At 65.6% G+C, this 25,997-nt stretch carries 20 protein-coding genes; 16 read left to right on the top strand and 4 right to left on the bottom strand.

All coding sequences use genetic code 11. The features are described 5' to 3' along the window. The first annotated feature begins 1 nt into the window (after position 1). Genes SE92_RS28505 through SE92_RS28525 form a run of 5 tightly spaced genes read left to right on the top strand, consistent with a single transcriptional unit; the run spans position 2 to position 4,349 of the window. On the top strand, positions 2–1,138 hold the full coding sequence (locus tag SE92_RS28505; protein ID WP_063200986.1) for an NAD(P)/FAD-dependent oxidoreductase: 1,137 nt from the start codon (positions 2–4) through the stop codon (positions 1,136–1,138). 19 nt (positions 1,139–1,157) lie between these two features. Beyond that, the gene (locus SE92_RS28510) at positions 1,158–1,454 is read left to right on the top strand and encodes a (2Fe-2S)-binding protein (protein ID WP_063200988.1); all 297 of its coding nucleotides are present in this window, start codon (positions 1,158–1,160) and stop codon (positions 1,452–1,454) included. Beyond that, entirely contained in the window at positions 1,451–2,869 is a 1,419-nt protein-coding gene (locus tag SE92_RS28515) for an FAD/NAD(P)-dependent oxidoreductase (RefSeq protein ID WP_063200991.1), read from the top strand. Before SE92_RS28510 ends, SE92_RS28515 begins: the two co-directional genes overlap by 4 nt. Further along, positions 2,866–4,005: an NAD(P)/FAD-dependent oxidoreductase gene (locus tag SE92_RS28520; protein ID WP_063200993.1), complete on the top strand. Its 1,140-nt coding sequence runs from the start codon at positions 2,866–2,868 to the stop codon at positions 4,003–4,005. The genes SE92_RS28515 and SE92_RS28520 overlap by 4 nt, the downstream gene beginning before the upstream one ends. Continuing rightward, entirely contained in the window at positions 4,002–4,349 is a 348-nt protein-coding gene (locus tag SE92_RS28525; protein ID WP_063200996.1) for a RidA family protein, read from the top strand. The genes SE92_RS28520 and SE92_RS28525 overlap by 4 nt, the downstream gene beginning before the upstream one ends. 221 nt (positions 4,350–4,570) lie before the next feature. Here the strand turns inward: SE92_RS28525 and SE92_RS28530 are convergent, their stop codons facing one another. Then, positions 4,571–5,905 carry a dicarboxylate/amino acid:cation symporter gene (locus tag SE92_RS28530; RefSeq protein ID WP_063200999.1) on the bottom strand — a complete coding sequence of 445 codons (1,335 nt, stop codon included), beginning with the start codon at positions 5,903–5,905 and terminating at the stop codon, positions 4,571–4,573. 155 nt (positions 5,906–6,060) lie between these two features. Here SE92_RS28530 and SE92_RS28535 point away from each other — a divergent pair, with 155 nt between their 5' ends. The 10 genes from SE92_RS28535 to SE92_RS28580 all read left to right on the top strand — a co-directional run bounded on the left by SE92_RS28535 (position 6,061) and on the right by SE92_RS28580 (position 21,150). Continuing rightward, entirely contained in the window at positions 6,061–7,380 is a 1,320-nt protein-coding gene (locus SE92_RS28535) for a solute carrier family 23 protein (RefSeq protein ID WP_063201001.1), read from the top strand. 71 nt (positions 7,381–7,451) lie between these two features. Further along, complete coding sequence (locus tag SE92_RS28540) at positions 7,452–8,288, top strand: glucose 1-dehydrogenase (protein WP_063201002.1); 837 nt, start codon at positions 7,452–7,454, stop codon at positions 8,286–8,288. 116 nt (positions 8,289–8,404) lie between these two features. Further along, entirely contained in the window at positions 8,405–10,204 is a 1,800-nt protein-coding gene (locus tag SE92_RS28545; protein WP_063201004.1) for a cation:proton antiporter domain-containing protein, read from the top strand. Positions 10,205–10,270: 66 nt separating this feature from the next. Further along, positions 10,271–11,092: an NAD-dependent protein deacetylase gene (locus tag SE92_RS28550; protein ID WP_063201012.1), complete on the top strand. Its 822-nt coding sequence runs from the start codon at positions 10,271–10,273 to the stop codon at positions 11,090–11,092. 138 nt (positions 11,093–11,230) lie between these two features. Continuing rightward, positions 11,231–13,315: a hydantoinase/oxoprolinase family protein gene (locus SE92_RS28555; protein WP_063201015.1), complete on the top strand. Its 2,085-nt coding sequence runs from the start codon at positions 11,231–11,233 to the stop codon at positions 13,313–13,315. Between the two features lie 2 nt (positions 13,316–13,317). Continuing rightward, on the top strand, positions 13,318–14,976 hold the full coding sequence (locus SE92_RS28560; RefSeq protein ID WP_063201022.1) for a hydantoinase B/oxoprolinase family protein: 1,659 nt from the start codon (positions 13,318–13,320) through the stop codon (positions 14,974–14,976). Between the two features lie 33 nt (positions 14,977–15,009). After that, positions 15,010–16,011, top strand: a complete 1,002-nt coding sequence (locus SE92_RS28565) for a TRAP transporter substrate-binding protein (protein WP_063201025.1) — start codon at positions 15,010–15,012, stop codon at positions 16,009–16,011. 10 nt (positions 16,012–16,021) lie between these two features. Further along, the gene (locus tag SE92_RS28570; RefSeq protein WP_063203812.1) at positions 16,022–16,615 is read left to right on the top strand and encodes a TRAP transporter small permease subunit; all 594 of its coding nucleotides are present in this window, start codon (positions 16,022–16,024) and stop codon (positions 16,613–16,615) included. A gap of 31 nt (positions 16,616–16,646) precedes the next feature. Further along, positions 16,647–17,951 carry a TRAP transporter large permease gene (locus SE92_RS28575; RefSeq protein WP_063201027.1) on the top strand — a complete coding sequence of 435 codons (1,305 nt, stop codon included), beginning with the start codon at positions 16,647–16,649 and terminating at the stop codon, positions 17,949–17,951. Positions 17,952–18,999: 1,048 nt separating this feature from the next. Beyond that, on the top strand, positions 19,000–21,150 hold the full coding sequence (locus SE92_RS28580) for a methyl-accepting chemotaxis protein (protein ID WP_063201030.1): 2,151 nt from the start codon (positions 19,000–19,002) through the stop codon (positions 21,148–21,150). A 113-nt stretch (positions 21,151–21,263) separates the two neighbouring features. On the opposite strand, the gene SE92_RS28585 is transcribed toward SE92_RS28580, so the two are convergent. Further along, complete coding sequence (locus tag SE92_RS28585) at positions 21,264–21,908, bottom strand: glutathione binding-like protein (protein WP_063201033.1); 645 nt, start codon at positions 21,906–21,908, stop codon at positions 21,264–21,266. A gap of 106 nt (positions 21,909–22,014) precedes the next feature. On the opposite strand from SE92_RS28585, the gene SE92_RS28590 reads away from it, so the two are divergent. Further along, positions 22,015–22,677 carry a TetR/AcrR family transcriptional regulator gene (locus tag SE92_RS28590; RefSeq protein ID WP_063201035.1) on the top strand — a complete coding sequence of 221 codons (663 nt, stop codon included), beginning with the start codon at positions 22,015–22,017 and terminating at the stop codon, positions 22,675–22,677. A 181-nt stretch (positions 22,678–22,858) separates the two neighbouring features. On the opposite strand, the gene SE92_RS28595 is transcribed toward SE92_RS28590, so the two are convergent. Together SE92_RS28595 and SE92_RS28600 are read right to left on the bottom strand one after the other, a co-directional pair. Then, positions 22,859–24,826, bottom strand: coding sequence for a methyl-accepting chemotaxis protein (locus SE92_RS28595; RefSeq protein ID WP_063201038.1), 1,968 nt, complete (start codon positions 24,824–24,826; stop codon positions 22,859–22,861). 96 nt (positions 24,827–24,922) lie between these two features. Continuing rightward, positions 24,923–25,888, bottom strand: coding sequence for a 2-hydroxyacid dehydrogenase (locus tag SE92_RS28600; RefSeq protein WP_063201040.1), 966 nt, complete (start codon positions 25,886–25,888; stop codon positions 24,923–24,925). Positions 25,889–25,997 lie beyond the last annotated feature (109 nt).

Raw genomic sequence — 25,997 nt, forward strand, 5'->3', positions numbered from 1 at the left:
TATGCGAACGGATTACGACGTCGCCGTTGTCGGCGGCGGATTGCTCGGCTCCGCCATTGCCTGGGGCCTCGGCCGGCTCGGCAAGAAGGTGGCCGTGCTCGACGAAGGCGACATCACCAAGCGCGCCTCGCGCGCGAACTTTGCGCTGGTCTGGGTGCAGAGCAAGGGGCTCGGCATGCCCGCCTACACGGTGTGGACCGTGCAGGCCTCGCAGGCATGGGGCCGGTTGGCGTCCGAGCTGAAGCAGCAGACCGGGCTCGACGTCGCGCTTCAGCAGAACGGCGGCTTTCATCTCACGCTCGGCGACGACGAATTCGGCCAGCGTACCGAGCTGGTCAAGCGCATGCACAACCAGGTCGGCGCGGCCGACTACAAGATGGAGATGCTCTCCGCATCCGAGGTGAAGAAGTCGCTGCCGCTGATCGGGCCGGAAGTCTCCGGCGGCAGCTATTGTCCGCTCGACGGCCACGTCAATTCGCTGCGCACGTTCCGCGCCTTCCACACCGGCTTCAAGGCGTTCGGCATCGACTATCTTCCGGAACGCCCGGTCTCCGCGATCAGCAAGAGCGGCGGCGAATTCCGCCTGACCACGCCGAAGGGCGAGCTGCGTGCCGCCAAGATCGTTCTCGCTGCCGGCAATGCCAACCAGACGCTAGCGCCGATGGTCGGCCTCTTCGCGCCGATGGGCCCGACCCGCGGCCAGATCGTGGTGACCGAGCGCACCATGCCGTTCCTGCCGCATCCGCTGACCACGATCCGCCAGACCGACGAGGGCACGGTGATGATCGGCGACAGCAAGGAGGACGAGCTCGACGACCGCGCGCTGAAGCATTCGATCAGCGCCGTGATGACCGATCGCGCCCAGCGCATGTTCCCGCATCTGTCGCGGCTCAACGTAGTCAGGAGCTGGGCCGGCATCCGCGTCATGCCGCAGGACGGTTTTCCGATCTACGACCAGTCGGAGACGCATCCCGGCGCCTTCGTCGCCTGCTGCCATTCCGGCGTGACGCTCGCCTCCAACCATGCCTTCGAGATCGCGCGCATGGTGGCGCAGGGCGCGCTCGAGCCCGAATTGGTCGGCGCGTTCTCGGCCAGCCGTTTTGGCGCCGTCGGCGCGGCGAACAACAGCGGCTACTAGAGATATTGAGGAAGCCTAGATGTTTAAGCGATCCGAACAGGACAAACGGCCACCGGTGCAAATCTTCGTCGACGGCATCGCCGTCGCGGCGCGGCAGGGCGACACCGTTTCCGCCGCGCTGCTGGCCTCCGGCGTGGACGCGCGTCGTTCGACGGCGGTGAGCGGCGCGCCGCGGCTGCCCTATTGCATGATGGGCGTGTGCTTCGACTGTCTCGTCACCATCGACGGCGTCGGCAACCGCCAGGGCTGTCTCGTGCCCGTCGCCGAGGGCATGCAGGTCGAAATCCAGAAGGGCAAGCGGGAGATCGGACGATGAGCGTGGCTCCCAGGCGCGAAGATTACGACGTCGTGGTGATCGGCGCGGGACCTGCCGGCCTCGCCGCCGCCGCGACCGCCGCCGAAGCCGGCCTCGCGACGCTGCTGCTCGATGAGAATGCCGGTCCCGGCGGGCAGGTGTTTCGCGCCATCGCCTCGACGCCGGTCACGGATCGCAAGCAGCTCGGCGAGGACTATTGGGTCGGTGCCGATCTCGTGCAGTCGTTGCGCGCTGGCAGCACCGAGGTGATCCATCGCGCAACCGTCTGGAGCCTCGATCGCAATCTCGACATCGCTGTGTCGATCGGCGGCGCCTCCGCCTTCATCAAGGCAAGGCGCGTGATCCTCGCGACCGGTGCGCTGGAGCGGCCATTTCCGATCCCGGGCTGGACCTTGCCGGGCGTGATGACCGCCGGCGCGGCGCAGACCATGCTGAAATCCTCGGCACTCGTGCCCGACGGCCGCACGGTGATCGCGGGGCAGGGTCCGCTGCTCTGGCTGCTCGCCGCGCAGATTTTGCGGCTCGGCGGCCGCATCGACCGCATCCTCGATACCACCGAGCGCGGCAACTACTTCGCGGCACTGCCGCACGCCTTCGCCTTCCTGACCTCGCCCTATTTCGCCAAGGGCCTGTCGATGATGCGCGAGGTGAAGGCGAAGGTGCAGGTCGTCTCCGGCGTCACCGAGCTTGCGGCGGCCGGCGACGGCCAGCTCGCCAGCGTGAGCTATGTCGCGGGCGGCAAGCGCGAGACCATTGCCGCCGATCTGCTCTTGCTGCACCAGGGCGTGGTGCCCAACGTCAATCTCGCGATGTCCGCCGGCGTCGAGCACCGCTGGGATGATCTGCAGCTGTGCTGGTCGCCGGTGCTCGATGCGAGCGGCACTTCATCGGTCGCGGGCATCGCCATTGCCGGCGATGGTGCGGGCATTGGGGGCGCCAACGCCGCCGTTGTGCGCGGCCGCATCGCCGCGCGTGCGGCGGTCGAAGCGCTGGCCCCCGCTTCTGCTGCGAAGCTTGCATCAATGGCGGCGCTTCGTTCCGATCTCGCCAAGGCCGAGCGTGGCCGTATCTTCCTCGATACGCTGTTTCGCCCGGCGGCGCAGTTCCGCATTCCCTCCGGCGACACCATCGTCTGCCGTTGCGAGGAGGTGACGGCCAAGGACGTGCTCGATTCCGTCGCGATCGGTGCGACCGGGCCGAACCAGCTCAAGGCCTATCGCCGCACCGGCATGGGCCCGTGCCAGGGCCGGCTCTGCGGTCTCACCATCACCGAGTTGATGGCGCAGGCGCGCGGCAAGACTCCGCAGGAGATCGGTTACTACCGGCTGCGCGCACCGGTGAAGCCGATCACGCTGGCCGAGCTCGCCGCCGTTCCGAAGAGCGAAGCCGACGTCAAGGCGGTGGTCCGCGGATGACTGTGAATGTGGATGCGATCGTCATTGGCGGCGGCATCCACGGGTGCTCGACCACGCTGCATCTGTGCCTTGCCGGCCTGAAGCCGGTGCTGATCGAGAAGGACTATGCCGGCCGTCACGCCTCCGGCGTCAATGCCGGCGGCGTGCGCCAGCTCGCGCGGCATATCCCCGAAATTCCGCTTTCGATCCGCTCGATGGGGATCTGGGAGAGGATTTCGGATCTCCTCGACGACGATTGCAGTTTCGAGAGCTATGGCCAGGTGCTGGTCGCGGAGAACGAGGAGGAGCTCGCGGTCTGCCGCGCGCGCGTCGCCGAGCTCAATGCGCTCGGCTTCACCCATGAGGAGCTGATCGACGCGACTGAGCTGCGCCGGCTGGTCCCTGCGGTGGCCGAGACCTGTCCCGGCGGCGTGGTCTCGCGCCGCGACGGCGCTGCCAATCCGGCGCAGACGACGACGGCGTTTCGCCGCAAGGCCGAGCAGCTGGGCGCGACCGTGCGCGAGGGCCTGGCCGCCGGCAACATCCGCTACAGCGATGGCCTCTGGCATGTCGACGTCGGCCCTGAAACCTTTGCCGCGCCGGTGCTGGTCAATGCCGCCGGCGCCTGGGCCGGCAAGATCGCGGCTGATCTCGGCGAGCCCGTGCCGGTCGAGACCGTGGCGCCGATGCTGATGATCACCTCGCGCGTGCCGCACTTCATCGATCCCGTCGTGATCCTGCGCGGGCGAAAGCTCTCCTTCAAACAGTTCAAGAACGGCACGGTGCTGATCGGCGGCGGCCATCTGGCGAGGCCCTATCAGGACCGCAACGAGACGGTTCTGAACTGGAAGAGCCTTGCGACCAGCGCGCAGACCGTGTTCGAGCTGTTCCCGGTGATGCGCAGCGCCACCATCGTCCGCGCCTGGGCCGGCATCGAGGCCAAGATGAAGGACGACATTCCCGTGTTCGGTCCCAGCAGCCGCCACAAGGGCCTCTATCACCAGTTCGGCTTCTCGCTGCACGGTTTTCAGCTCGGTCCCGGCGCCGGCGCCGTGATGGCGGAGCTGATCGTCAATGGCGGCAGCCAGACCCGCATCAGCGATCTCGGCATCGACCGCTTTTATCCCACCACGCTCTCACCATTGAGGACATCATGAGCATCACCCGCAGCATCCGCACGCCCATCATGCATCGCGCCGTCGAGGCCAATGGCTTCGTCTTCCTCGGCGGCACCATCGCCGACGACACTTCAGTGTCGATGGGCGAGCAGACCCGCAACATCCTCGGCAAGATCGCCGGCTATCTGAAGGAAGCCGGCACCGACAAGAGCCGAATCGTCAGCGCCTCGATCTTCGTCACGGATCTGTCCAAGAAAAAGGAGATGGACGCGGCCTGGACCGAGTTCTTCGGCGACGACCTGCCGACCCGTGCCACGGTCGGTGTCGCCGATCTCGGCGGCAGCGCGCTGATCGAAGTGGTGGTCACGGCGCTGAAAGGGTAAAGGCCCTTCGCATGGCGGAGCGGCTCGGCCGCGCCGCGCCAATTTCGGCGCGTTATTCTCAAGTGATTTTCAAAAACCCGACGCCCTGCCCCCAGCGCGTCGGGTGGAAAAAATGAGTATCAATTTCGTGATCCCAACCCGATTGTTGTGACGCCTGCCGCATCATTTTACTACTCCGGGAAACTACCGCGTCGGAACCTGGGGCTTCACTGTGCGCCAGCCTATGAGGCCGTGCTTCCACCCGGCTCCAGCGCCTCGCCGATCTCCAGTGGGTGGGCCATGGTCTGGTGCAGTGCCTCGCGGTCGAGCTCGCCTTCGGAGATGCTGATCACGACGCAGGCAACGCCGTTGCCGATCAGATTGGTCAGGGCGCGGCACTCGCTCATGAACTTGTCGATGCCGACCAGGATCGCGATCGACTGGATCGGGATGTCAGGCACGATCGAGAGCGTCGCGGCGAGCGTGATGAAGCCGGCCCCGGTGACGCCGGAAGCGCCTTTCGAGGTGATCATGGCGATGCCCAGGATGCCGAGCTCCTGCCAGATGGTCAGATGGGTGTTGGTCGCCTGCGCCAGGAACAGCGTCGCCAGCGTCATGTAGATGTTGGTGCCGTCGAGGTTGAAGCTGTAGCCGGTCGGGATCACGAGGCCCACCACCGAGCGCGAGGCGCCGAGATGCTCCATCTTCTGGATCATCTGCGGCAGCACCGTCTCGGAGGACGAGGTGCCGAGCACGATCAAAAGCTCGTCCTTGATGTAGGCGATGAAGCGCAGGATCGAGAAGCCGGCAAGCCGGGCGATCGTGCCCAGCACGATCAACACGAACAGCATGCTGGTGAGATAGAACGTGCCGATCAGGGCGGCGAGGTTGAGCAGCGAGCCGAGGCCGTAGGCGCCGACGGTGAACGCCATCGCGCCGAACGCGCCGATCGGCGCGACGCGCACGATGATGCGGATGATGCCGAAGAACATCTTCGCGGCCTTGTCGATCGCGTCCGCAATGGGTTCCCCGGCCTTGCCGAGAAAGGCGATGGCGAAGCCCGACAGGATCGAGATCAGCAGCACCTGCAACAGATCACCGCGCGCGATCGCGCCCAGATAGCTGTCGGGAATGATCGCCATCAGATGGGCGACGATGCCGTCTTCATGGGCCTTGGTGACGTAGGTCGCCACCGATTTCGGATCGATCGTGGCGGGATCGATGTTGAAGCCGTGCCCGGGCTGCAGAACCTCGCCGACCAGCAGGCCGACGGCGAGCGCAATGGTCGAGACCGTCTCGAAATAGATCAGCGATTTCAGCCCGACCCGGCCGACGCGCTTGAGGTCGCCCATCGAGGAGATGCCGTGCACCACGGTGCAGAAGATGACAGGCGCGATCATCATCTTGATCAGCGCGATGAAGCCGTCGCCGAGCGGCTTCAGCGCCTTGCCGAGATCGGGATACAGATAGCCGATGAGCACGCCGAGCGCGATCGCGATCAGGACCTGCACATAGAGGATCTTGTACCAGGGCTGATGCCGGCGCTGGATGGCTGGCTGGATCGCGACTTGTGTCATAGACTATGCCCCGGAACGTATCGATCTTGCAGGATTTGGATCGTGCAGGATTTGGATTGCATGGCCTGCACCATGTGACGGTCACCGCAGAAGTGACAATCACATTTTTGTCGGATCGCACGACGATCGATCGCTGCACCGCAATTGGGGGGAACATGGCGACTGCAACCGACTCCGACCGGCAACCGCAAGGCTATTTTCCGCGCTGGAAACTCAAGACCTCGGGCGTGATCATGCCGGAGGAGCGGTTGTCCTGGGGGCAGACCGCAGTGTCCGGTCTCCAGCATTGCGTCGCGATGTCGGGATCGACCATCATCGCGCCGTTGCTGATGGGGTTCGATCCCAATGTCGCGGTCCTGTTCTCCGGCATCGGCACGCTGATCTTCTTCGTCATCGTCGCCGGACGGGTGCCGAGCTATCTCGGCTCGAGCTTCGCGTTCATCGCGGTCGTCATTGCCGCCACCGGCTATGCCGGGCAGGGGCCGAACCCGAACCTGTCGGTTGCGCTCGGCGGCATCGTCGGCGCCGGGGTGCTGTACGGCGTGATCGCGCTGATCGTGATGTGGTCGGGGGTCGGCTGGGTCGAGCGGCTGCTGCCGCCGGCCGTCACCGGCGCCGTGGTCGCCGCGATCGGCCTCAACCTCGCGCCCGTGGCGGTGAAGGCGGTGAGCGCCAATGCGTTCGACACGGCAATCGGGCTCGCGACCGTTCTGATCATCGGCGTTGTTGCCGTGGCGGCTCCAGGCCTGTGGCGCAGGCTGCCGATCATCCTCGGCGCAATCGGCGGATATTTTCTGTATCTGCTGTTCGCGAATGGTCTCGGCTTCGGCAAGCCGATCGACTTCACCCAGCTTTCGGCCGCGCCGTGGTTCGGGCTGCCGAATTTCACAGCGCCGACGTTCCAGGCCGATGCCATCTTCCTGATTGCGCCGGTTGCGGTCATCCTCGTCGCCGAGAACCTCGGTCATATCAAGGCTGTCGGCGCCATGACCGGCCGCAGCCTCGATGCCTATCTCGGCCGCGCCTTGTTCGCCGACAGCCTGGCGACCATCGTCGCAGCCTGCGGCGGCGGCACCGGCGTCACCACCTATGCCGAGAATATCGGTGTCATGGCCGCGACCAAGGTCTATTCGACATTGCTGTTTGCCTTCGCCGCCACGGTATCGATCCTGCTCGGATTCTCGCCGAAATTCGGCGCGCTGATCCTGTCGATCCCGGGCCCCGTCATCGGCGGCCTCTCGATCGTACTGTTCGGCCTGATCGCGGCGATGGCGGGCCGGATCTGGGTCGAGAACAAGGTCGACTTTGCAAATCCCGCAAACCTGATCACCGCGGCCGTGGCGTTGACCGCGGGCGCGGGCGACCTCACGCTCAAATTCGGTGCGTTCACCATCGGCGGGATCGGCACGGCAACCTTCGGCGCGATCATCCTCTATCAGATCCTGACCTCGCCACTCGCGCGCCGCGCGGAATGAATCCCAGCGATGCGCTGAGGGATGGAACAAAAGGCTGGTTCCATTCATGATGATGCATCTGGAGAGAACACATGCCGCAAACCGAACGCTCACGCTCCTTTCCCTCGCGCCTCGTCGGCCAATACGCGCTGGTGACCGGCGCCTCACAAGGCATTGGTCGGGCGGTTGCCGTCCGGCTTGCTCAGGAAGGGGCAACCGTCGCCATCAATTATTTCGAGCACGAGGAGCGGGCCGAGGAGACGCGCGCGCTCGCGCGGGCCGCTTCGCGCGATCGCGGTCACGGCGAGCCCGATCATTGCATCGTCAAGGCCAATGTCGGCAACGAGCAGGACATCGCCGCGATGTTCGAGACGGTCCTGTCGCGCTTCAAGCGCCTCGACTGTCTGGTCAACAACGCCGGCTTCCAGAAGGAATCGCCGAGCGAGGCGCTCGACGTCGAAACCTATCGCCGGATCATCGACGTCAACCTGAACGGCGCCGTGCTCTGCGCGCAGAAGGCACTCGCGCATTTCGTTGCGCGCGGCGGAGGCGGCAGCATCATCAACTGCTCCAGCGTCCACCAGATCATTCCCAAGCCCGGCTATCTCGCCTACTCGATCAGCAAGGGCGGCATGGCCAATCTGACGCGCACGCTGGCGCTGGAGTTCGCCGGCCGCGGGATTCGCGTCAACGCCGTGGGTCCCGGCGCGATCGACACGCCGATCAACGAGGCCTGGACCGGCGACCCCGAGAAGCGCGGCGTCGTCACCTCGCACATTCCCATGGGACGCGTCGGCGCGCCGGAGGAGATCGCCGCCGTGTTCGCCTTCCTCGCCTCCGACGATGCGAGCTACATCACCGGGCAGACCCTCTACGCCTGCGGAGGCCTGACGCTGTTCCCCGAGTTTCGGGACAATTGGGCGAGCTGAAGACAAATTCGGTCCGTGGGATGGTGGTCGGGGTCGGATAGGGAGCTGCGGCGCCGTGTGCTATCGACCGTGGAGGGCGCTGCCGCTATTGGCAGGCGCCGACACGTGAAGGCCTCGTGACCACAAATATCAACATCAACGCCTATAGCGACGCGTTGGTGGTCCTCGGGACCGCCGGCGTCGTGGTGCCCATGGTCCGCCATTGGGGCATCAATCCCGTGCTCGGCTATCTCGGCGCCGGCGCCATTCTCGGTCCGCTCGGCCTGGGCTCGCTGGTTCGCGACATCCCGTTCCTGTACTGGTTCACGGTGACGGACGCGCAGAACGTCGAGGGCATCGCCAATCTCGGCATCGTGTTCCTGCTCTTCCTGATCGGGCTCGAATTATCATTCCGTCGGCTCGTCACGATGCGGCGCCTGGTGTTCGGGCTCGGCGGCCTGCAGGTGCTGGCGACGTCCGCGGCGATCTCGGCCGCGGCGCTGTTCTTCGGGCAGAGCTCCGACACCGCCGTCATCCTCGGCGCCAGCCTTGCGCTGTCCTCGACGGCGATCGTGCTGGAGCTTCTGTCGAGCGAGAAGCGGCTTGCGACCACGACCGGGCGCGCCAGCTTCGCGGTGCTGCTGGCCCAGGACCTTGCCGTGGTTCCCATCCTGGTGTTCGTCGCGGTGCTCGGCGCAGGCGGTGGCGGCTCCCTGCTGACGCATATCTCCAGCGCGATCCTGAAGGCGGTCTTGGCGGTCGCTTTTCTCATTCTGGTCGGACGGCTGCTGATGCGCCCGCTCTTCCAGATGGTCGCGGGCACCCATTCGACGGAGCTGTTCGTCGCCGCGACCTTGTTCGTCATCGTCGGCGCGGGGCTTGCCGCGCACCAGGCTGGGCTGTCGATGGCGCTCGGCGCCTTCGTTGCGGGGCTGATGCTGGCGGAAACGGAGTATGGCAAGGCCATCGAAGCCACTGTCGAGCCGTTCAAGGGCCTGCTGCTCGGCATCTTCTTTTTCACCGTCGGCATGGCCATCGATTTCAGGGTGTTCATGCGCGAGCCCGGCTGGCTGCTCGCCGCCGTGCTCGGCATTCTCGCCGGCAAGGCGATAGTGCTCATCCTGCTTGGCCGCCTCTTCAGGCTGTCGTGGCCGGCCGCGATCGAGATCGGCTTCCTGCTCGGGCCCGTCGGCGAATTCGCGTTCGTCAGCATCGGAATGGCAGCGGCCGCCGGCTTGATCGAGCCGCGCGTATCGGGGTTCGCCGTTGCCGTCACCGCCGTGACGATGGCGTTGACACCTCTCTTGAACATGCTCGCACAGCGATTGGCCGCGAAGCTGAGGAGCGAGCGCACGCCCGATCCCGAACTCGCGGTGCGGCCGCCCGGCGACCGGGCGCAGGCGATCGTGGTCGGCTACGGCCGCGTCGGGAAAGTCGTCTGCTCTCTGTTGATCAGCCATGGGCTGAACTGCATCGCGGTCGATCATGAAGCGGTCGCCGTCGCCCGCGACCGGCGCGATGGTCACAAGGTCTATTTTGGCGATGCGACGGAGCCGGGTTTCCTCGAAGCTTGCGGCCTGATGCAGGCCACCGGCGTGATCATCACCATTCAATCGCGGACGGCCATCGACGCCGTCGTCGAGCGCATCCGCGCGGTGCGGCCGGACATCCTGATTGTCTCGCGTGCGCGGGACGCCGATCACGCCCGCCATCTCTATGCGATCGGCGCAACCGATGCGGTGCCGGAAACCATCGAGGCGAGCCTGCAACTGTCCGAGGCCGCGCTGGTGGGCCTCGGCGTTGCGGTCGGCCATGCGATCGCCTCGGTGCATGAGAAGCGGGACGAATTCCGGCTGACATTGCAGCAGGCCGCCCGCATCGCTGGATCCGAGAAAGTTCGCCCGCTCGATCTCACGGGACGCCGGTCCCCGCGATAGCCCCCTTCGTTTACGGCGGGCTGCAATGATCTGGCAAAACCCGCCTGCGCGAACTACATCTGCGCCATGACCCATGCTTCGCCGGCAGCCCCTCCGCTCCAGGATTTCGTCGAACGACACGAGCGCTTGTTCGTGCTGACCGGCGCCGGCTGCAGTACCAATTCGGGCATTCCCGATTATCGCGACAGCAACGGCAATTGGAAGCGGACCCAGCCGGTCAACTTTCAGTCCTTCATGTCGGACGACCATACGCGCCGGCGCTATTGGGCGCGCAGCCTGATCGGCTGGCGGCGGTTCGGCCAGGCGAAGCCGAACGACGCGCATCACGCGCTCGCGCGGCTCGAGGCGAGTGGGCGCTGCGAGATGCTGCTGACCCAGAACGTCGACCGGCTGCATCAATCCGCCGGCCACCGCCAGGTGATCGACCTGCACGGCCGGCTCGACCTGGTCCGCTGCATGGGCTGCGACCGCAAGATGCCGCGCGATGAATTTCAGCACGCGCTCGGCCGCGCCAATGCCGCATGGCTGACGCTCGATGCCACCGATGCGCCCGATGGCGACGCCGATCTGGAGCACGAGGATTTTTCGTCCTTCCAGGTGCCTGCTTGCGAAGCCTGCGGCGGCATCCTCAAGCCCGATGTCGTGTTCTTCGGCGAGAACGTCCCCCGTGACATCGTCACCACCGCTCAGGATCATCTTGCAAAGGCCGATGCGATGCTGATCGTCGGCTCCTCGCTGATGGTCTATTCCGGCTTCCGCTTCGTGCAGGCTGCCGCGCAGCGCAACATTCCGATCGCGGCGGTCAATCTCGGTCGCACCCGGGCCGACGATCTGCTGACGCTCAAGGTCGAGGAGCGCTGCGAAGCGGCGCTTGCATTCCTGCTCTGATCGCGCGGGCGGCGAACACGCCTTGCCTATTGCATAGGTGCCAAGCAGAATGGCTGGGCGCAGCGTTCTTCGTCATCCATGGCATGGAAATTGCTGCGTTTTCGACGACAGTTTCGATGATCAGCCGGAGAATTTGGAATGCTTGAGGGAGCCGAGGTGCGGCTTGCCGTTGATATCGGTGGCACGTTCACCGACATCGTGCTGGACGTGGGTGAGGTGCGCAAAACGCGCAAGCTGCTGACGACGCCGCAGCGGCCCGAGCAGGCGGTGCTGGATGGCATGCGTCTCATTCTCACGGATGCGCGTGCCCATATCAGCGACATCGACGTCTTCATTCACGGCACCACGCTCGCGACCAACGCCATCATCGAGCGTCGTGGCGCGAAAACCGCGCTGATTGCGACCGAAGGCTTTCGCGACGTGCTCGATATCGGTACCGAGAGCCGCTACGACCAATACGATCTCGGCATCGACAAGCCGCGGCCGCTGGCGCCGCGATCCCTGCGTTTCACCGTGCCCGAGCGCGTCGACGCCCACGGTGCCGTCCGTCTCCCGCTCGACGAAGCGTCGGTGCGCGCACTCGCGCCGAAATTGCGCGAGCTGGGTGTCGAAAGTGTCGCGATCGCCTTCCTGCACTCCTATGCCAATCCCGAGCACGAGCGCCGCGCAGCCGCGATCCTGACCGAGGAGATGCCCGGCATCTCCGTGACGGTGTCGTCCGCCGTCTGTCCCGAGATTCGCGAGTATGAGCGCACATCGACGGCGGTCGCGAACGCCTATGTGCAACCCCTGATCGACGGTTATCTCGCCCGCATGGCCGACGCCTTGCAGGTCGAGCAGTTCCGCGGCGCGATCTACCTCGTCACGTCAGGCGGTGGCGTCACCTCGATCGAGACGGCGCGGCGCTTTCCGGTGCGCCTCGTCGAGTCCGGGCCTGCCGGCGGCGCGATCTTCGCGGCGCAGATCGCGGCAAGGCTCGGCGAGAGCAAGGTGCTGTCCTTCGACATGGGCGGCACCACCGCGAAGATCTGCCTGATCGAGAAATACCAGCCCGAGACCTCGCGCGTGTTCGAGGTCGATCGCGCCGCGCGCTTCCTCAAGGGCTCCGGCCTGCCGGTGCGCATTCCCGTGATCGAGATGGTCGAGATCGGCGCCGGCGGCGGTTCGATCGCCCATGTCGACGCGATGAAGCGCGTCACCGTCGGCCCGGAGAGCGCCTCCTCGGAGCCCGGCCCCGCCTGCTACGGCCGCGGCGGGCAGCGTCCGGCGGTGACGGATGCGGACGTCGCGCTCGGCATGATCGATCCCGACGCCTTCGCCGGTGGCACGATCAAGCTCGATCCGGAGCTTTCTAAAAAGGCTTTGTTGAGCAGTGTGGGCGAACCGCTCGGCCTGTCCGCGGAAACCGCGGCCTATGCGGTGCACGAGGTCGTCTGCGAGAACATGGCGAGTGCGGCGCGCGTCCATGCGGTCGAGCGCGGCGAGATCGTCGGCCAGCACACGCTGATCGCCTTTGGCGGCGCGGCGCCGCTGCATGCGGCGCGCGTCGCCGAGAAGATCGGCGTCTCGCGCGTGATCGTGCCGTCGAATGCCGGTGTGGGCTCGGCCGTCGGCTTCCTGGCAGCGCCAATCGCTTACGAGCTGGTGCGCAGCCGTCACGTCCGGCTCGACGATTTCGACACCGAGGCGGTCTCCGACCTCCTGCAGGAGATGGTGACCGAAGCGCGGGCGCTGGTCGAACCTGGCGCGGCCGGTGCGCCGGTGCGCGAACGTCGTTCCGCCTTCATGCGTTATGTCGGCCAGGGCCATGAGATCTCGGTCGAGCTGCCGAACCGGCGGCTGACCGCAGCCGATCTCGCGGGCCTGCGCCAGAAGTTCGAGGCGGACTATTCCGCGATGTTCGAGCGGTCGATCCCGGGCGCGGCAATCGAGGTGCTGAGCTGGTCGGTGCTCGCCACCACCGATGCCCGCAATCCATCCGCCGTCGCCGCGGTCGCGCGCAAGCCGGCGGGCAAGGCGAGCGGCAGCCGCAAATTCTTCGACGGCCGAGCCGGCGAGGTGATCGAGATCCCGCTCTATCGCCGCGAGGACATGGCGCCGGGTGCGACCATCGCGGGCCCCGCCGTGATCGCGGAGGACGAAACCTCCACCTTCGTCTCCAATAGTTTCGACGCTCACATCGACGGTGCCGGCAGCATCGTCATGGAACGAAAGGCGGCCTGATCATGAGCAAGGCAAATGGCGCGAGCCTGATCGACCTTCAGATCATGTGGCACCGGCTGATCGCCGTGGTCGAAGAACAGGCGCAGGTGCTGCTCCGCACCGCCTTCAGCCCGATCGTGCGCGAATGCGGCGATCTCTCTGCCGGCGTGTTCGACCTCAAGGGGCGGATGCTGGCGCAGGCGGTGACCGGCACGCCCGGCCACGTCAACTCGATGGCGGAATCGGTCAAGCACTTCATCGCTCACTTCCCGATCGAGACGATGAAGGAGGGCGATGCCTACATCACCAACGATCCCTGGATGGGCACCGGCCATCTCAACGACTTCGTCGTCACCACGCCCTGCTTCAAGGACGGCAAGCCGGTGGCGCTGTTCTCCTGCACCAGCCATCTCATGGACATCGGCGGCATCGGCTTCGGCCCTGATGCCACCGATGTGTTCATGGAGGGGCTCTACATCCCCATGCTGAAGCTGATCGACCAGGGCGTCGTCAACGAGACGCTGATGGCGATGATCCGCACCAACACGCGCCTGCCGATCGACACCGAGGGCGACACCTATTCGCTGGCCGGCTGCAACGACGTCGGCTGCGAACGCCTGGTCGAGATGATGAGCGAGTTCGGCATCGACACGCTCGACGAGCTCGGCGATTACATCTGCGAGCGCTCGCGCGAGGCGGTGCTGGCCGAGATCGCCAAGCTACCGAAGGGCAGCTGGCGCAACACCATGGTGGTCGACGGCTACGACGCGCCGGTGACGCTGGCCGCGACGCTGACGATCTCGGACACGGGCATCCATGTCGATTTCGACGGCACCTCGGCGGCCTCCAAGTTCGGCATCAACGTGCCGATGTCCTACACTACCGCTTACACGGTGTTCGGCCTCGGCTGCGTCGTCGCCTCGCAGATCCCCAACAATGCCGGCTCGCTGTCGCCCCTCACGGTGTCGGCGCCTCCAGGCGCGATCCTCAATGCGCCGAAGCCCGCACCCGTGGCGTCGCGTCACATCATCGGCCAGATGCTGCCCGACGTCGTGTTCGGCTGCCTGCGCCAGATCATTCCCGAGCGCGTCCCCGCCGAAGGCACCTCGTGCCTGTGGAATCTCAACGTCCGCGGCCAGACGCGCAGCGGCGTCGGCGGCAATTACGGGTTCTCGATGGCGGTGACCTCCAATGGCGGCACCGGCGCGCGCTTTGGCAAGGACGGCTTGTCGGCGACTGCTTACCCAAGCGGCGTGCGCGGCACGCCGGTCGAGATCGCGGAGACGCAGACGCCTTTGATCTTCTGGCGCAAGGAGCTGCGTCCGGATTCCGGCGGGGCCGGCCGCACCCGCGGCGGCCTCGGCCAGATCATCGAGGTCGGCAGCGGCGTCGATGCGCCGTTCGACATCCTGGCGGCGTTCGACCGCATCGACCATCCGCCGCGCGGACGCGATGGCGGCAAGAACGGCGAGGCCGGCTATGTCGGCCTCAAATCAGGCAAGAAGCTGCGTGGCAAAGGCTTTCAGCAGGTGCCGCCGGACGATCGCCTCGTGGTGCTCACGCCCGGCGGTGCCGGCATCGGCGCGCCGACCGAGCGCGATCGCGCGGCGGTCAAGGAGGACATCGAAAGCGGACTCGTGTCCGTCGGCAATGCGGCTGCAGTCTATGGGTATGCGCGCTGATGCCTCAGCGCGCTTGGTCAACGGAGGGGCTTAATGATTACGCGTAGGAACTTCACCGCGGGCGCAGCGACGCTGCTCGCCGCCGGCCACATCTCCACCCGTGCGCGGGCGGCGACGACGAGCTGGGACATGTCGACGGTGTGGCCCGACGGCAATTTCCACACCCAGAACGCTTTTGCCTTCGCCGAAGAGGTGAAGAAGCAGACGGGCGGCGCGGTCGCGATCACCGTGAAGGCCGGCGGCCAGCTCGGCTTCAAGGGGCCGGAGCATCTGCGCGCCGTGCGCGACGGCCTGGTGCCGCTCGCCGACGTCCTCAACATCCAGCAGGTCGGCGACGAACCCTTCATGGGCGTCGAGAGCATTCCGTTCCTCTGCGGCTCCGTGGACGAGCTGAAGGTGCTGCACAAATATGTGCGGCCCGAATACGAGAAGATTGCCGCGCGCAACAACCAGAAGATCCTCTACATCGTGCCGTGGCCGACGCAGTATCTGCATCTCAAGGCAAAGGTCGCCGACGTCGAGGGTCTCAAGAACATCAAGATCCGCGTGCCCGACAAGAATGCGGTGGACATGCTGAATGCGATCGGCATGGCGGCGGTGATGATTCCCTGGGGCGAGACGATCCCCGCGCTCGCGTCAGGCGCGGTGGCGGGCGTCTCCACCTCGTCGGTGTCGGGAGTCGACGGCAAGTTCTGGGAATTCCTCAAATATGTCTACCCGACCAACCACGTCTGGTCGTCGCAGATGCTCACCGTCAACCTCGATTCCTGGAAGGCGCTTCCTGCGGACCAGCAGAAGCTCGTGACGGATATCGCCGCGAAGATGGAGCCGGGCTTCTGGGCGAACTCGCTCAAGGCCGACGTCGACAGCCTCAACCGCCTCAAGGAGGGCGGCATGGAGGTGGTGCCGGTCTCGGACGCGATGATGAAGGACATCCGCGCCAAGACCGCGCCGCAGCTCGACGCCTTCCTCAAGCGCGTGCCGGCGGCCGACAAGCCGGTGCGGGCCTATCTCGCCGACATGAAGCGTGGCTGAGGGCGGCGGCGTGGTGAGCGTGACGGGCGAAGCACCGCAGAGCCTCAACGCAGCGGCGCCCGCGCCGCTGCGGATCCTGCTCGACGGCATTGACCGTCTCGGCCGGCTCGACGGCTGGATCGGCGGCGGCTGCCTGTTGATGCTCACGCTGCTGATGCTGTGCGAGGTCGCAACGCGCTTCCTGTCGAACTTCCTGCCGTTCTTCCCGCCGACCATCTCGATCGCCTGGGAATACTCCTCTTACCTGATGGCGGCGTCCTTCACCTTCGGTGCCGCCATGACTTTGCGCGTCGGCGGCCACATCCGTGTCGTGCTGTTGCTCAAGAACGCGCCCGCGCCGGTGCAGCGCGCACTCGAAATCCTGTCCGCCGCGGCCGGCTTCGCCTTCATGGCGTTCCTGACCTCGGCCATGGCGAAGTTCGCCTTTGCCGCCTACACGCGCGGCCAGGTCTCGACCTCCAGCGATACGCCGCTGTGGTTTCCGGAAGCCGTCGTCACCTTCGGCATGCTGCTGCTGACGCTGCAGTTCCTGGCGCGCGCGATCCAGGCCGTGCTCGGCCTGCCGCTGGAGGACCACCGCATGAAGGCTTCGCCCGTCGAATGACCGCTTCGCTCGCTCCCGGATTCAAGCTCGCATGACCATCGAAGTCGTCGCCCTGTTCGCGATCCTGTTTGCGCTGCTGGCCTGCGGCGTGTGGATCGGCCTGACGCTTGCACTCACCGCGACGCTGCTGCTTGCGATGTTCCGCTCGATCCCGCTCGACAAGCTGTTGCCGCAATACGCCTGGAACATCCTGACCACGCAGGAGCTGCTGGCGCTGCCGCTGTTCATCCTGATGGGTGAGCTCCTGTTCCGCACGCGCCTGTCGCGCTCGCTGTTCCAGGGCCTTGCGCCGTGGGCGGGATTGCTGCCCGGCCGGCTGCTGCATGTCAACGTGATCGGCTGCACCATCTTCGCGGCGATCTCGGGCTCCTCGGCCGCGACCACGCAGGTGATCGGCCGCATGTCGCTCAACGAGCTCACGCGCCGCGGCTATTCCCGCGACATCGCGATCGGTTCGCTCGCCGGCGCCGGCACGCTCGGCTTCCTGATCCCGCCGTCCAACATCATGATCATCTATGGCGTGCTCGGCGATGTCTCGATCCTGAAACTGTTCACCGCCGGCGTGCTGCCGGGATTCCTGCTGGCCGCGACCTTCATGGCCTGGGTGATGCTGCACACCACACTCAAGCCGGCGATGGTGCCGGAGACGGAAGCCAAGCTCTCGCAGGTGCCCTGGCGCGAACGCTTCGCCGCGCTGAAGGATCTCGCGCCGGCGCTGTTCCTGATCGCCTGCGTGCTTGGCTCGATGTATGGCGGGCTTGCAACGCCCTCGGAGGCCGCAGCCGTCGGCGTGCTCGGCGCCGCGCTGGTGGCCTGGGCGCAGGGCGCGATGTCGCAGCAGGTGATCCGCGACGTCTTGATCGGATCGGTCGTGACCTGTTCGATGATCGCGTTGATCGTGCTCGGCGCTTCGATCCTCGGCAATGCCGCGGCCTTCCTCGGCATCCCGCAAGCCGTTGCCGCCTTCGTCAAGGGGCTCGGCCTGTCGCCCTTCATGCTGATCGTAGTGCTGGTCGTCTTCTATCTCGTCCTCGGCTGCTTCCTCGACGGTTTCTCGATGATCGTGATGACGCTGCCGATCGTGCTGCCGATCGTGAAGGGCGCGGGCTTCGACGAGATCTGGTTCGGCGTCTTCCTCGTGCTCGCCGTCGAGATGGCGCAGATTACGCCGCCGGTCGGCTTCAACCTGTTCGTGATCCAGGGCCTGACTGATGACGGCCTCGGTTACATCGCGCGCGTCACGATGCCCTATCTGATGATCATGATCGGCTTCGTGCTGCTGCTGACGCTGTGGCCGGGGATCGTCACGATTCTCCCGCGGGTGCTGTACGGGTAAATCGGTTTACGCACACCATCCGTAGTGCTGCCCGACGGGCAGAACACGCCAGGGCTGGGTCGATAACCCCTGGCAAAAATATTCGTATTTACGGAAGTTCGGTTTTGCCGTACAACCCGCGGCATCCCGCCCGCCACAAGGGGCGTTTCGCGATCGTCACGAGACGCGGGCCGGGATGCGGTGGCCGCGACGGCGTCGGCGCGCGATGGTGGCTAGCAGGGCGGGAAACCGTGAGCAGCGGCAGGCGCGATACGACACGGCGCTGATAGCGTCTTCGCATGGTCTTTGCGGCGAGCGCACGCCAGCCGCGGAGAACCCAGCGACGACGTGCGCGGACGGAGAAGTCGTGTGGTCCTGACGCCCGGGGTTCTGGCGTCAAGTCTTGGCGGAGATGTGGCGGCCAATCGGCACGTGCATCACACATCCGCAAGGCGACGGGGGCAATAGTGCAACGCTCCCCGAGGAGAGCGCGAAGGACACCGTGAAAACCACCGCGCAGGGAAGGCCGGGCGACCGGCGACACCTGTGATCCACCCCGTGCGCATTTTTTCGCACACGGGATTGCGGGTGCCAGCCGGCGCCCGGCCTTCCCTGCGCCCTTGCTTTCAAGAAGGGCGGAAGAAGACAGCAAAGCTCGGGCGAAACACGCCGCGAGGACGCGAAGGTGTGTCTATCGCCAGAAATCGGTCTCGTGCCCCGGACGCGATGCAGCACGAAGTGATGCGGCGCAGAGCCGGGGCCCATGCATCGCTCAGATCGCGCGCGTGCTCTACAGCCAGCTGCGAACGAGAAGCGGCTGCAACATTCATGCGATCAGGGTTGCGGCGCGCGGTTCGCGAACGCGCGTGGCACAGCGAGACAATTTCGACCATCCAGCGGTTGCTGCTGTTCTGCACTCTCCCGCATGAGATGCGTTCTTGCCGAAAACCGTGAGTCAAAGTGATTTCATTGATCGGATCGATGCACTCCATTTAGGCAAATTAAATGCTTTCGGCGCTTACCTGAAATTCACGGTTCGATTTTTGCGAATGCCACTTTGGAGGCCCCCATGCGGACCAATCTTCCGGTCACGACCGCCGAATATCCGATTACCGACGAAACGCTGATCGTCTCCCACACGGATACGAAAGGGAAGCTGACGTACTTCAACGATCAGTTCGTCGAAGCCTCCGGATTTTCCGAGTCCGAGTTGATGGGGCAGCCTCACAACATCATCCGCCATCCGGAGATGCCGCCCGCTGCTTTCGAGAATCTGTGGGCCACGCTGCAGCAGGGAAAGCCCTGGTCGGGCGCCGTGAAGAACCGGCGCAAGAACGGCGACTTCTACTGGGTGTTGGCGACCGCCTCTCCGATCCGGCAGAACGGACAGATCGTCGGATACAGCTCCATCCGCACCAAGCTGCCCGCCGACATGCGCGCCGAGGCGGAGCAGGCGTACGCGAAGATCCGCGAGAACAAGCCGCACGATTACAGGCTGGATGCCGGCATGCTGCGCCGCCGTTCGTCGCTCGATCGATTGTCCATCTTCACCGGCACGCTCAATGCGCGCCTGGTCACACTCGTCACCATCCTCTCGGTGTTCCTGCTGGCGATCGGCGTCATGGGCCTGCAGGGAACGCGCCAGAGCAATACGCGGTTGCAATCCATCTACGAAGACCGTGCGGTGCCGCTGGCGCAGCTCTTCGAGATCAACGACCGGATGAGGGACAACACGGTGCTGCTGTTCGAGGCGGCCGCCAATGGTCGGGCCGGAAAGCCGGTCGAAGGGATCACGACCAAGGTCAATGCCAATTTGGAGAAGGTCGGGAAGGCCTGGGCCGACTACATCGCGACCTATCTGACGCCGGAAGAAAAGGCCGTTGCCGATAGCTTCACGCCCAAGCGCATGAATTATGTCGAGCAAGGGCTGAAGCCGGCGCTGTCACTCGCTGCCGAGCGAAAGTACGAGGAGCTCGCCGTCCTGCTGGCCGGGCGGGCGCGCGAACTGTACGAGGCGGCGAAGGTGGATCTCGACAAGCTCGTCGCGATCCAGGTCAAGGAAGCCAAGGCGGAATATGATGCGGCGGAGCACGAATATGGCTGGCTGGTCGGCGCCGCATTGGCCCTCCTGGTGACCAGCATCGCCATCGGCGGGCTGGTCAGCCGGCAAACCATCCGCGCCATCGTCCGTCCGCTTCAGCGCCTGAACGATGCGATGCTCAGCATCAACCAGGGCAAGCTCGACAACCGCATCGTCGTCGAACGGGACGACGAACTCGGCGTGGCACTGCGAAACCTGCAAACGTTGCAGGCCATCGTTCGGTTCGACCGCGACGAGCTGAAGGCGTCGGAGAGACGGTCGGCGACCGAGCGCAAGATGGAGATGACCAAGCTCGCCGGCAATTTCGAGAGCGCGGTGGGCGAGATCATCGAAACCGTCTCGTCGGCCTCGACGGAGCTGGAGGCCTCGGCGAACACGCTGACCTCGACCGCGGAGCGCGGAGAGAAGCTTGCGACGATGGTTGCGGCGGCTTCCGAAGAGGCTTCGACCAACGTGCAATCCGTCGCGAGCGCGACAGAAGAGCTGTCGTCCTCGGTCAACGAAATCGGCCGACAGGTCCAGGAATCGGCGCGGATGGCCAATGAGGCGGTCGAGCAGGCCCGCATCACCGATCAGAAGGTCGGTGAGCTGTCCAAGGCCGCGGCGCGGATCGGCGACGTGGTGGAGCTCATCAACACGATCGCAGGTCAGACCAACCTGCTCGCATTGAACGCAACGATCGAGGCCGCGCGGGCCGGCGAGGCCGGCCGCGGCTTTGCCGTCGTCGCCTCCGAAGTGAAGGCGCTGGCTGAGCAGACCGCCAAGGCCACCGGCGAGATTTCCCAGCAGATCTCCGGCATTCAAGGCGCGACCCAGGATTCGGTCAACGCCATCAAGATGATCGGCAGCACGATCAAGTCCCTGTCGGAGATCTCGTCGACCATCGCGGCGGCCGTCGAGGAGCAAGGCGCAGCGACTCAGGAGATTGCGCGCAACGTCCAGCAGGCCGCTCAAGGCACGCACCAGGTTTCGTCGAACATCGCCGACGTCCAGCGTGGCGCGACCGAAACCGGCTCGGCTTCCGCGCAGGTGCTCGATGCCGCGCAAGCGCTTTCGACCGACAGCAATCGGCTTCGCACGGAAGTCGGCCGCTTTCTCGACGGCGTCCGGGCTGCCTGAGCGGGCTCAGCTCTCCATGGTCGCAGAACAGACCTTGGATGCGAAAGAAGTCGTTGTCCCACCGGATGGGGACAACGACTTGATCGTCAAGGCGATGCGTCGTGCGACCCGACCTAGGCCGCCGCCTTCTTGCGTGCCTGCTCGGCCTTGTACAGCTCGAACTCTTCCGCAATCGCCTTGGCCACCGAGGGCCGCTGGCGCAGACGTTCGTAATAGGCCTTCACGTTCGGCCATTTCGCCAGCTCGATCGGCGGCGTCGCCATGGTCCAGTTGATGACGGTGACGAGATAGGCATCGGCCACGCTGAAATGATCGAGCAGGAAGTCGCGACCCTTCAGGTAATTGTCGAGATAGTCGAGCCGCGACAGGTTCTTCTCCAGCGCATAGGCCTTGGTTTCCTGCGGCGCCTTGCGGTCGAGCACGGGAATGAAGAGGCCCTTGTGCAGTTCGGTGCCGATGAAGCAGAGCCATTGGTGCAGCCGCGTGCGATCGATGCCCTCGGCGGCACCGAGCCCGGATTGCGGGAAGCGGTCGGCGACGTATTGCAGGATCGCCGCGTTCTCGGTCAGGACCACGCCCTCGTCGGTGCGCAGCGTCGGCACCAGGCCGATCGGATTGACGGTGCGGAAGTCGGAGCCGTCGTTCAGCACTTTCTTGGTCGGCGGGTCGACCTCGAGAAAGTTGGCCTCGGCGCCGGCTTCATACAGTGCGACGCGGGTCGCCATCGAACAGGCGAGGGGCGAGAAATAGAGATCCATCTGTAGCCTCCTTGGAAAATTCTCTTTGAGGTTTCGCTCAACCTGGCCAGATTGATTTTTGTACTGTCTTGCATAATATGGGGGCGGTCAAGGATTAATTTGCGAAATGGTACAAAAATCAAAGCCGCCAATTGCTGCCAATGAGCCCGAGCGCCGCGGGGAGCCGAAGCGCCGCGGCCGGCCGCGCGCCTACGAGCCGGATGTTGCGCTCGGCAAGGCGCTCGATCTGTTCCGCAGGCAGGGCTTTGCCGCGACATCGCTCGACGATCTCAGCGAAGCCACCGGCATGAATCGGCCGAGCCTCTATGGCGCCTTCGGCGACAAGCGCGAGCTCTACATCAAGAGCTACCAGCGCTATCGCGAGGAAGCGCGGGCATCCATGGCGGCGATCTTTCGCGAGGAGATGCCCGTGCGCCAGCGGCTGGAGCGCATCTTCGCCTCCGCGCTGAACATCTATCTGTCGGGCGAGACCGGCCCGCGCGGCTGCTTCACGGTGGTGACGGCGGCATCCGAAGCGGTCGGCGACCCCGAGATCCGCGCCATGGTGCTCGACGGTCTCACCGAACTCGACAAGGCCTTTGCGAGCTGCTTCCGCCGCGCCAAGGAGAAGGGCGAGTTGCCGGAGAGCGCCGATCCAGCCGTGCTGGCCCAGATCGCATCAGCCACGGTCCACACCATCGCCATCCGCTCCCGCGCCCGCGTGCCGCGCAAGGAGCTGGAGGCGATCGTGAAGGGTGCGATCGACGTGATGCTGGGGACCAAATCCTAGTTGTCGTCCCGGACAAGCGTAAGCGCAGATCCGGGACCCATACGCCGCAGCAGTCATTTGGCGAAGACTAGGAGTTAAAGAGTCTTTGGTACTGTGACCCTGCGCTATCGATGAATCACGCGGTATGGGTCCCTGCGTTCGCAGGGACGACACCGAGTGTGTCGCGCGATCCCGCGTCCAGCTACGCCGCGCGGATCTGCCCGAGGAAGCGATCCACCTCGTCGCGCAGCCGCTGGGACTGTTTCGACAGCTCGATCGCCGAACCCAGCACTTCCTCCGCCGCCGTGCCGGTGGCGGCGATGCCGTCGGTGACGCCCGCGATGTTCTGCGAGACCTCGCCGGTGCGGGCGGCGGCCTGCTGGACGTTCTGTGCGATCTCCTGTGTCGCCGTGCCCTGCTGGCCGACGGCAGCCGCAATCGCGGCGGAGATTTCGTCGACCTGCTGGATCGTCGCGCAGATCGACTGGATGCCGTCCACCGCGCCTGACGTCTCGCCCTGCACGGCCGTGACCTGCGCGCCGATCTCCTCGGTCGCCTTCGCCGTCTGCGTCGCCAGCGCCTTGACCTCGGAAGCAACCACGGCAAAGCCGCGGCCGGCTTCGCCCGCACGCGCCGCTTCGATGGTCGCGTTCAGCGCCAGCAGATTGGTCTGGCCGGCGATGCCGTTGATGAAGGAGACGACGTCGCCGATCTTCTGTGCGGCTTCCGCCAGGCTCTGCACGCGTGCATTCGACTGCCGGCCGTCGCTGGCGGCCTTGCCGACCACCTCGGTCGCGTGGGCGAGGCGCCGGCTGATCTCGGTCATCGACGAGGACAATTCCTCCGCCGCGGCCGCGACGGTCTGCACATTCTCCGAGGCCAGCGTCGAGGCCGACGACACCGCGCGCGTCTGCTGCCGAGACTGCTCGACGATGGCCGACATCGAGCGCGCCGTATGCTCCATCTCCACCGCAGCCGAGGACACCGTGGTGACGACGTCGCGGATGCTGGCTTCGAAATTGTCGGCAAGCGCGGCGAAGGCGCGCCGCTTCTCCGCTTCGGACTGCGCCTTGGCTTCGAGCTGCTCGGCCTGAAGCTTGCCGAAGCTGACGGCGTTGTCGCGGAACACCGCGACCGCCTTCACCATCGCACCGACCTCGTCATTGGCCTTGCTGGCGGGGATGGTGACGTCGAGCCCGCCGTCGGCGAGCTCGCGCATGACTGACGTGATGGACAGGATCGGGCGCGAGATGCTGCGGGCGATGAGATAGCCGACGATGGCGGCCAGCACGAGCCCGATCGCGGCGATCGCGATCGCGAGCATCCAGGCGCGGTCGGCGGCGGCCTCGTAATCGGCATTGTCCATCACCAGCTCGACGGCGCCGAGCGGCTTTCCGGAGAAATCCTTGATCGGCGCCAGCAGCGCCGCGACCGGAGTCGTGTCGAGCTTGGCCCGCTTCACGGTGAAGCTGCCGGCGGTGGCGCGGCCGTAATCGGCGGCGTCGAAGAAGCTCTTGCCCTTCAGCGTGCCGCCGAACAGCTTGAAGCCCGAGCCATCGGCGAGGTGGAAGGCGACGTCGACATGGCGGTTCGCCTTGAAATCGTCGAGGAAGGACTGGCCGAAGGTCAGGCCGAATTCGACTGTGCCGAGATGCTTCCCGGCTTGCGCGATCGGCACCACGCCGCGGATGCCGAGCCCGGCGACGCCGCCTTCGAGGCCGACCACGACCTTGCGATCCCCGTTGGCGACGACGACGGTCTTGCGAAACCCCGAGAGATCGTCACCGAATTTGGCCGGCTGGTGCACGCGCAGGAACGAGGTCGCCGGCGCCACATGGAACTGGAACTGATCGACGCCGTATTCCGACTTGGTGGCGGCAAACACCGGCCCGAACAGCCCGATCAGGGCATTGCGGTCCTGTTTGGCCATCGCATCCTGCGTCGCCGGTATCGCGGCCACGATCGCGCTCATGGCGGCGGCCCGGTGGGATTCCTCGGCGATGCGCGACTGAAGAGCATCATAATGGCTGTGCAGCTCGCGCTGGTCGGCGCGGTCGATGATCCCCGCGATGATCCACATCGCTCCGAGCACGGCAAATAGGGCCGTCGCCGCCGCCGTCACCGCCAGGGCAACCGTGATCCGCATCCTGAGGCCGAGGCTCGCGCGCATGTCCCACTCGTTCGTTGACCGTTCGTTAAGCACTCATATCAAGTTCTCGCTAAGAGAGGGTGAACGGGATACCGGCGGAGCGCGGTGGTTGTAGGCCTAGTACCCCCGCGCCCGATCCACCACGTTCTCCAGAGCACCGCCGGCCTCGAACCGCGCGATCTGCTCGGCGACGTAGACGGAGATCGCGTCGGCGTCGGTGTCGGCGGCGTTGTGCGGCGTCAGCACCACCTTGGGGTGGGTCCAGAACCGGCTGTCCACGGGCTGCGGCTCCTGCACGAAGACGTCGAGCGAGGCGGCGCCCAGCGTGCCGTCGTCGAGGCAGGCCAAAATGTCGGCTTCGTTCTGAAGGCCGCCGCGGCCGGCATTGATCAGCACCGGTGCGCCGAGCGGGCTGTTGCGGTTCAGCTTGGAGAAGACGTCGCGATTGAGGATGCCGCGGGTCTCCGGCGTCAGCGGCAGCAGGCAGACCAGGATGTCGGTCTTGCGCAGGAACGCATCCATGCCCGCGGCGCCATGGAAGCATTCGACGCCCGCGATGTCCCGGGGACTGCGGCTCCAGCCGGCGAGACGGAAGCCGAGCCGCCTCAGCACGTCGGCCGCGTCCGCGCCTAAGGTGCCAAGCCCCATGATGCCGACCGTGACCGCGCTCGCCGGCCATTGATATTTCGGCTCCCAGCGCTTGGCGCGCTGCGAGTCCCGCAAATAAAGCTCCTGGCGGTGATGCATCAGCACATGCAGCACGACATATTCGGTCATGCGGCCGGTGAGATCGGGCACGGCGACGCGGACCAGCGGCACGTCAGGCAGGCTCTTGTCGGCCATCAGCGCATCGACGCCGGCGCCGAGATTGAAGATCGCCCGCAGGTTCGGGAAGGCGGCGAGAGCGCCCGGCTCCGGCTTCCACACCGTGGCATAGTGCACCTCGGCCGGATCGAGCGAGGCATCCGGCAGCAGCACCACGCGGCGGCCGCCGCCGACCGCCTCGAACCGGGCCTTCCAGCGCTCCGGCAGCCAGTTCTGCTGCGTGCTGTTGATCAGGACGGCCAGTGTGCCCATGCTCATTCGAAGTGCCTCATAAGGTTCCGCTCTAGGTGGCCCTCATTGGCACGATCTGACGGATTCTTCTCGCAAATTATTTCCGCAGCCCTGTCGGCCCGGGGCATAGTGAGCC

The organism is Bradyrhizobium sp. AT1, assembly GCF_001590795.1.
Taxonomy (GTDB): domain Bacteria; phylum Pseudomonadota; class Alphaproteobacteria; order Rhizobiales; family Xanthobacteraceae; genus Bradyrhizobium.

Coding starts and splice junctions, on each gene's coding strand:
- SE92_RS28530 (WP_063200999.1), bottom strand. CDS start 5,905: ATGACACAAGTCGCGATCCAGCCAGCCATCCAGCGCCGGCATCAGCCC.
- SE92_RS28600 (WP_063201040.1), bottom strand. CDS start 25,888: ATGAGCATGGGCACACTGGCCGTCCTGATCAACAGCACGCAGCAGAAC.
- SE92_RS28560 (WP_063201022.1), top strand. CDS start 13,318: ATGAGCAAGGCAAATGGCGCGAGCCTGATCGACCTTCAGATCATGTGG.
- SE92_RS28595 (WP_063201038.1), bottom strand. CDS start 24,826: ATGCGCGCGAGCCTCGGCCTCAGGATGCGGATCACGGTTGCCCTGGCG.
- SE92_RS28535 (WP_063201001.1), top strand. CDS start 6,061: ATGGCGACTGCAACCGACTCCGACCGGCAACCGCAAGGCTATTTTCCG.
- SE92_RS28585 (WP_063201033.1), bottom strand. CDS start 21,908: ATGGATCTCTATTTCTCGCCCCTCGCCTGTTCGATGGCGACCCGCGTC.
- SE92_RS28510 (WP_063200988.1), top strand. CDS start 1,158: ATGTTTAAGCGATCCGAACAGGACAAACGGCCACCGGTGCAAATCTTC.
- SE92_RS28525 (WP_063200996.1), top strand. CDS start 4,002: ATGAGCATCACCCGCAGCATCCGCACGCCCATCATGCATCGCGCCGTC.
- SE92_RS28555 (WP_063201015.1), top strand. CDS start 11,231: ATGCTTGAGGGAGCCGAGGTGCGGCTTGCCGTTGATATCGGTGGCACG.
- SE92_RS28575 (WP_063201027.1), top strand. CDS start 16,647: ATGACCATCGAAGTCGTCGCCCTGTTCGCGATCCTGTTTGCGCTGCTG.
- SE92_RS28515 (WP_063200991.1), top strand. CDS start 1,451: ATGAGCGTGGCTCCCAGGCGCGAAGATTACGACGTCGTGGTGATCGGC.
- SE92_RS28590 (WP_063201035.1), top strand. CDS start 22,015: ATGGTACAAAAATCAAAGCCGCCAATTGCTGCCAATGAGCCCGAGCGC.
- SE92_RS28550 (WP_063201012.1), top strand. CDS start 10,271: ATGACCCATGCTTCGCCGGCAGCCCCTCCGCTCCAGGATTTCGTCGAA.
- SE92_RS28580 (WP_063201030.1), top strand. CDS start 19,000: ATGCGGACCAATCTTCCGGTCACGACCGCCGAATATCCGATTACCGAC.
- SE92_RS28520 (WP_063200993.1), top strand. CDS start 2,866: ATGACTGTGAATGTGGATGCGATCGTCATTGGCGGCGGCATCCACGGG.
- SE92_RS28540 (WP_063201002.1), top strand. CDS start 7,452: ATGCCGCAAACCGAACGCTCACGCTCCTTTCCCTCGCGCCTCGTCGGC.
- SE92_RS28565 (WP_063201025.1), top strand. CDS start 15,010: ATGATTACGCGTAGGAACTTCACCGCGGGCGCAGCGACGCTGCTCGCC.
- SE92_RS28505 (WP_063200986.1), top strand. CDS start 2: ATGCGAACGGATTACGACGTCGCCGTTGTCGGCGGCGGATTGCTCGGC.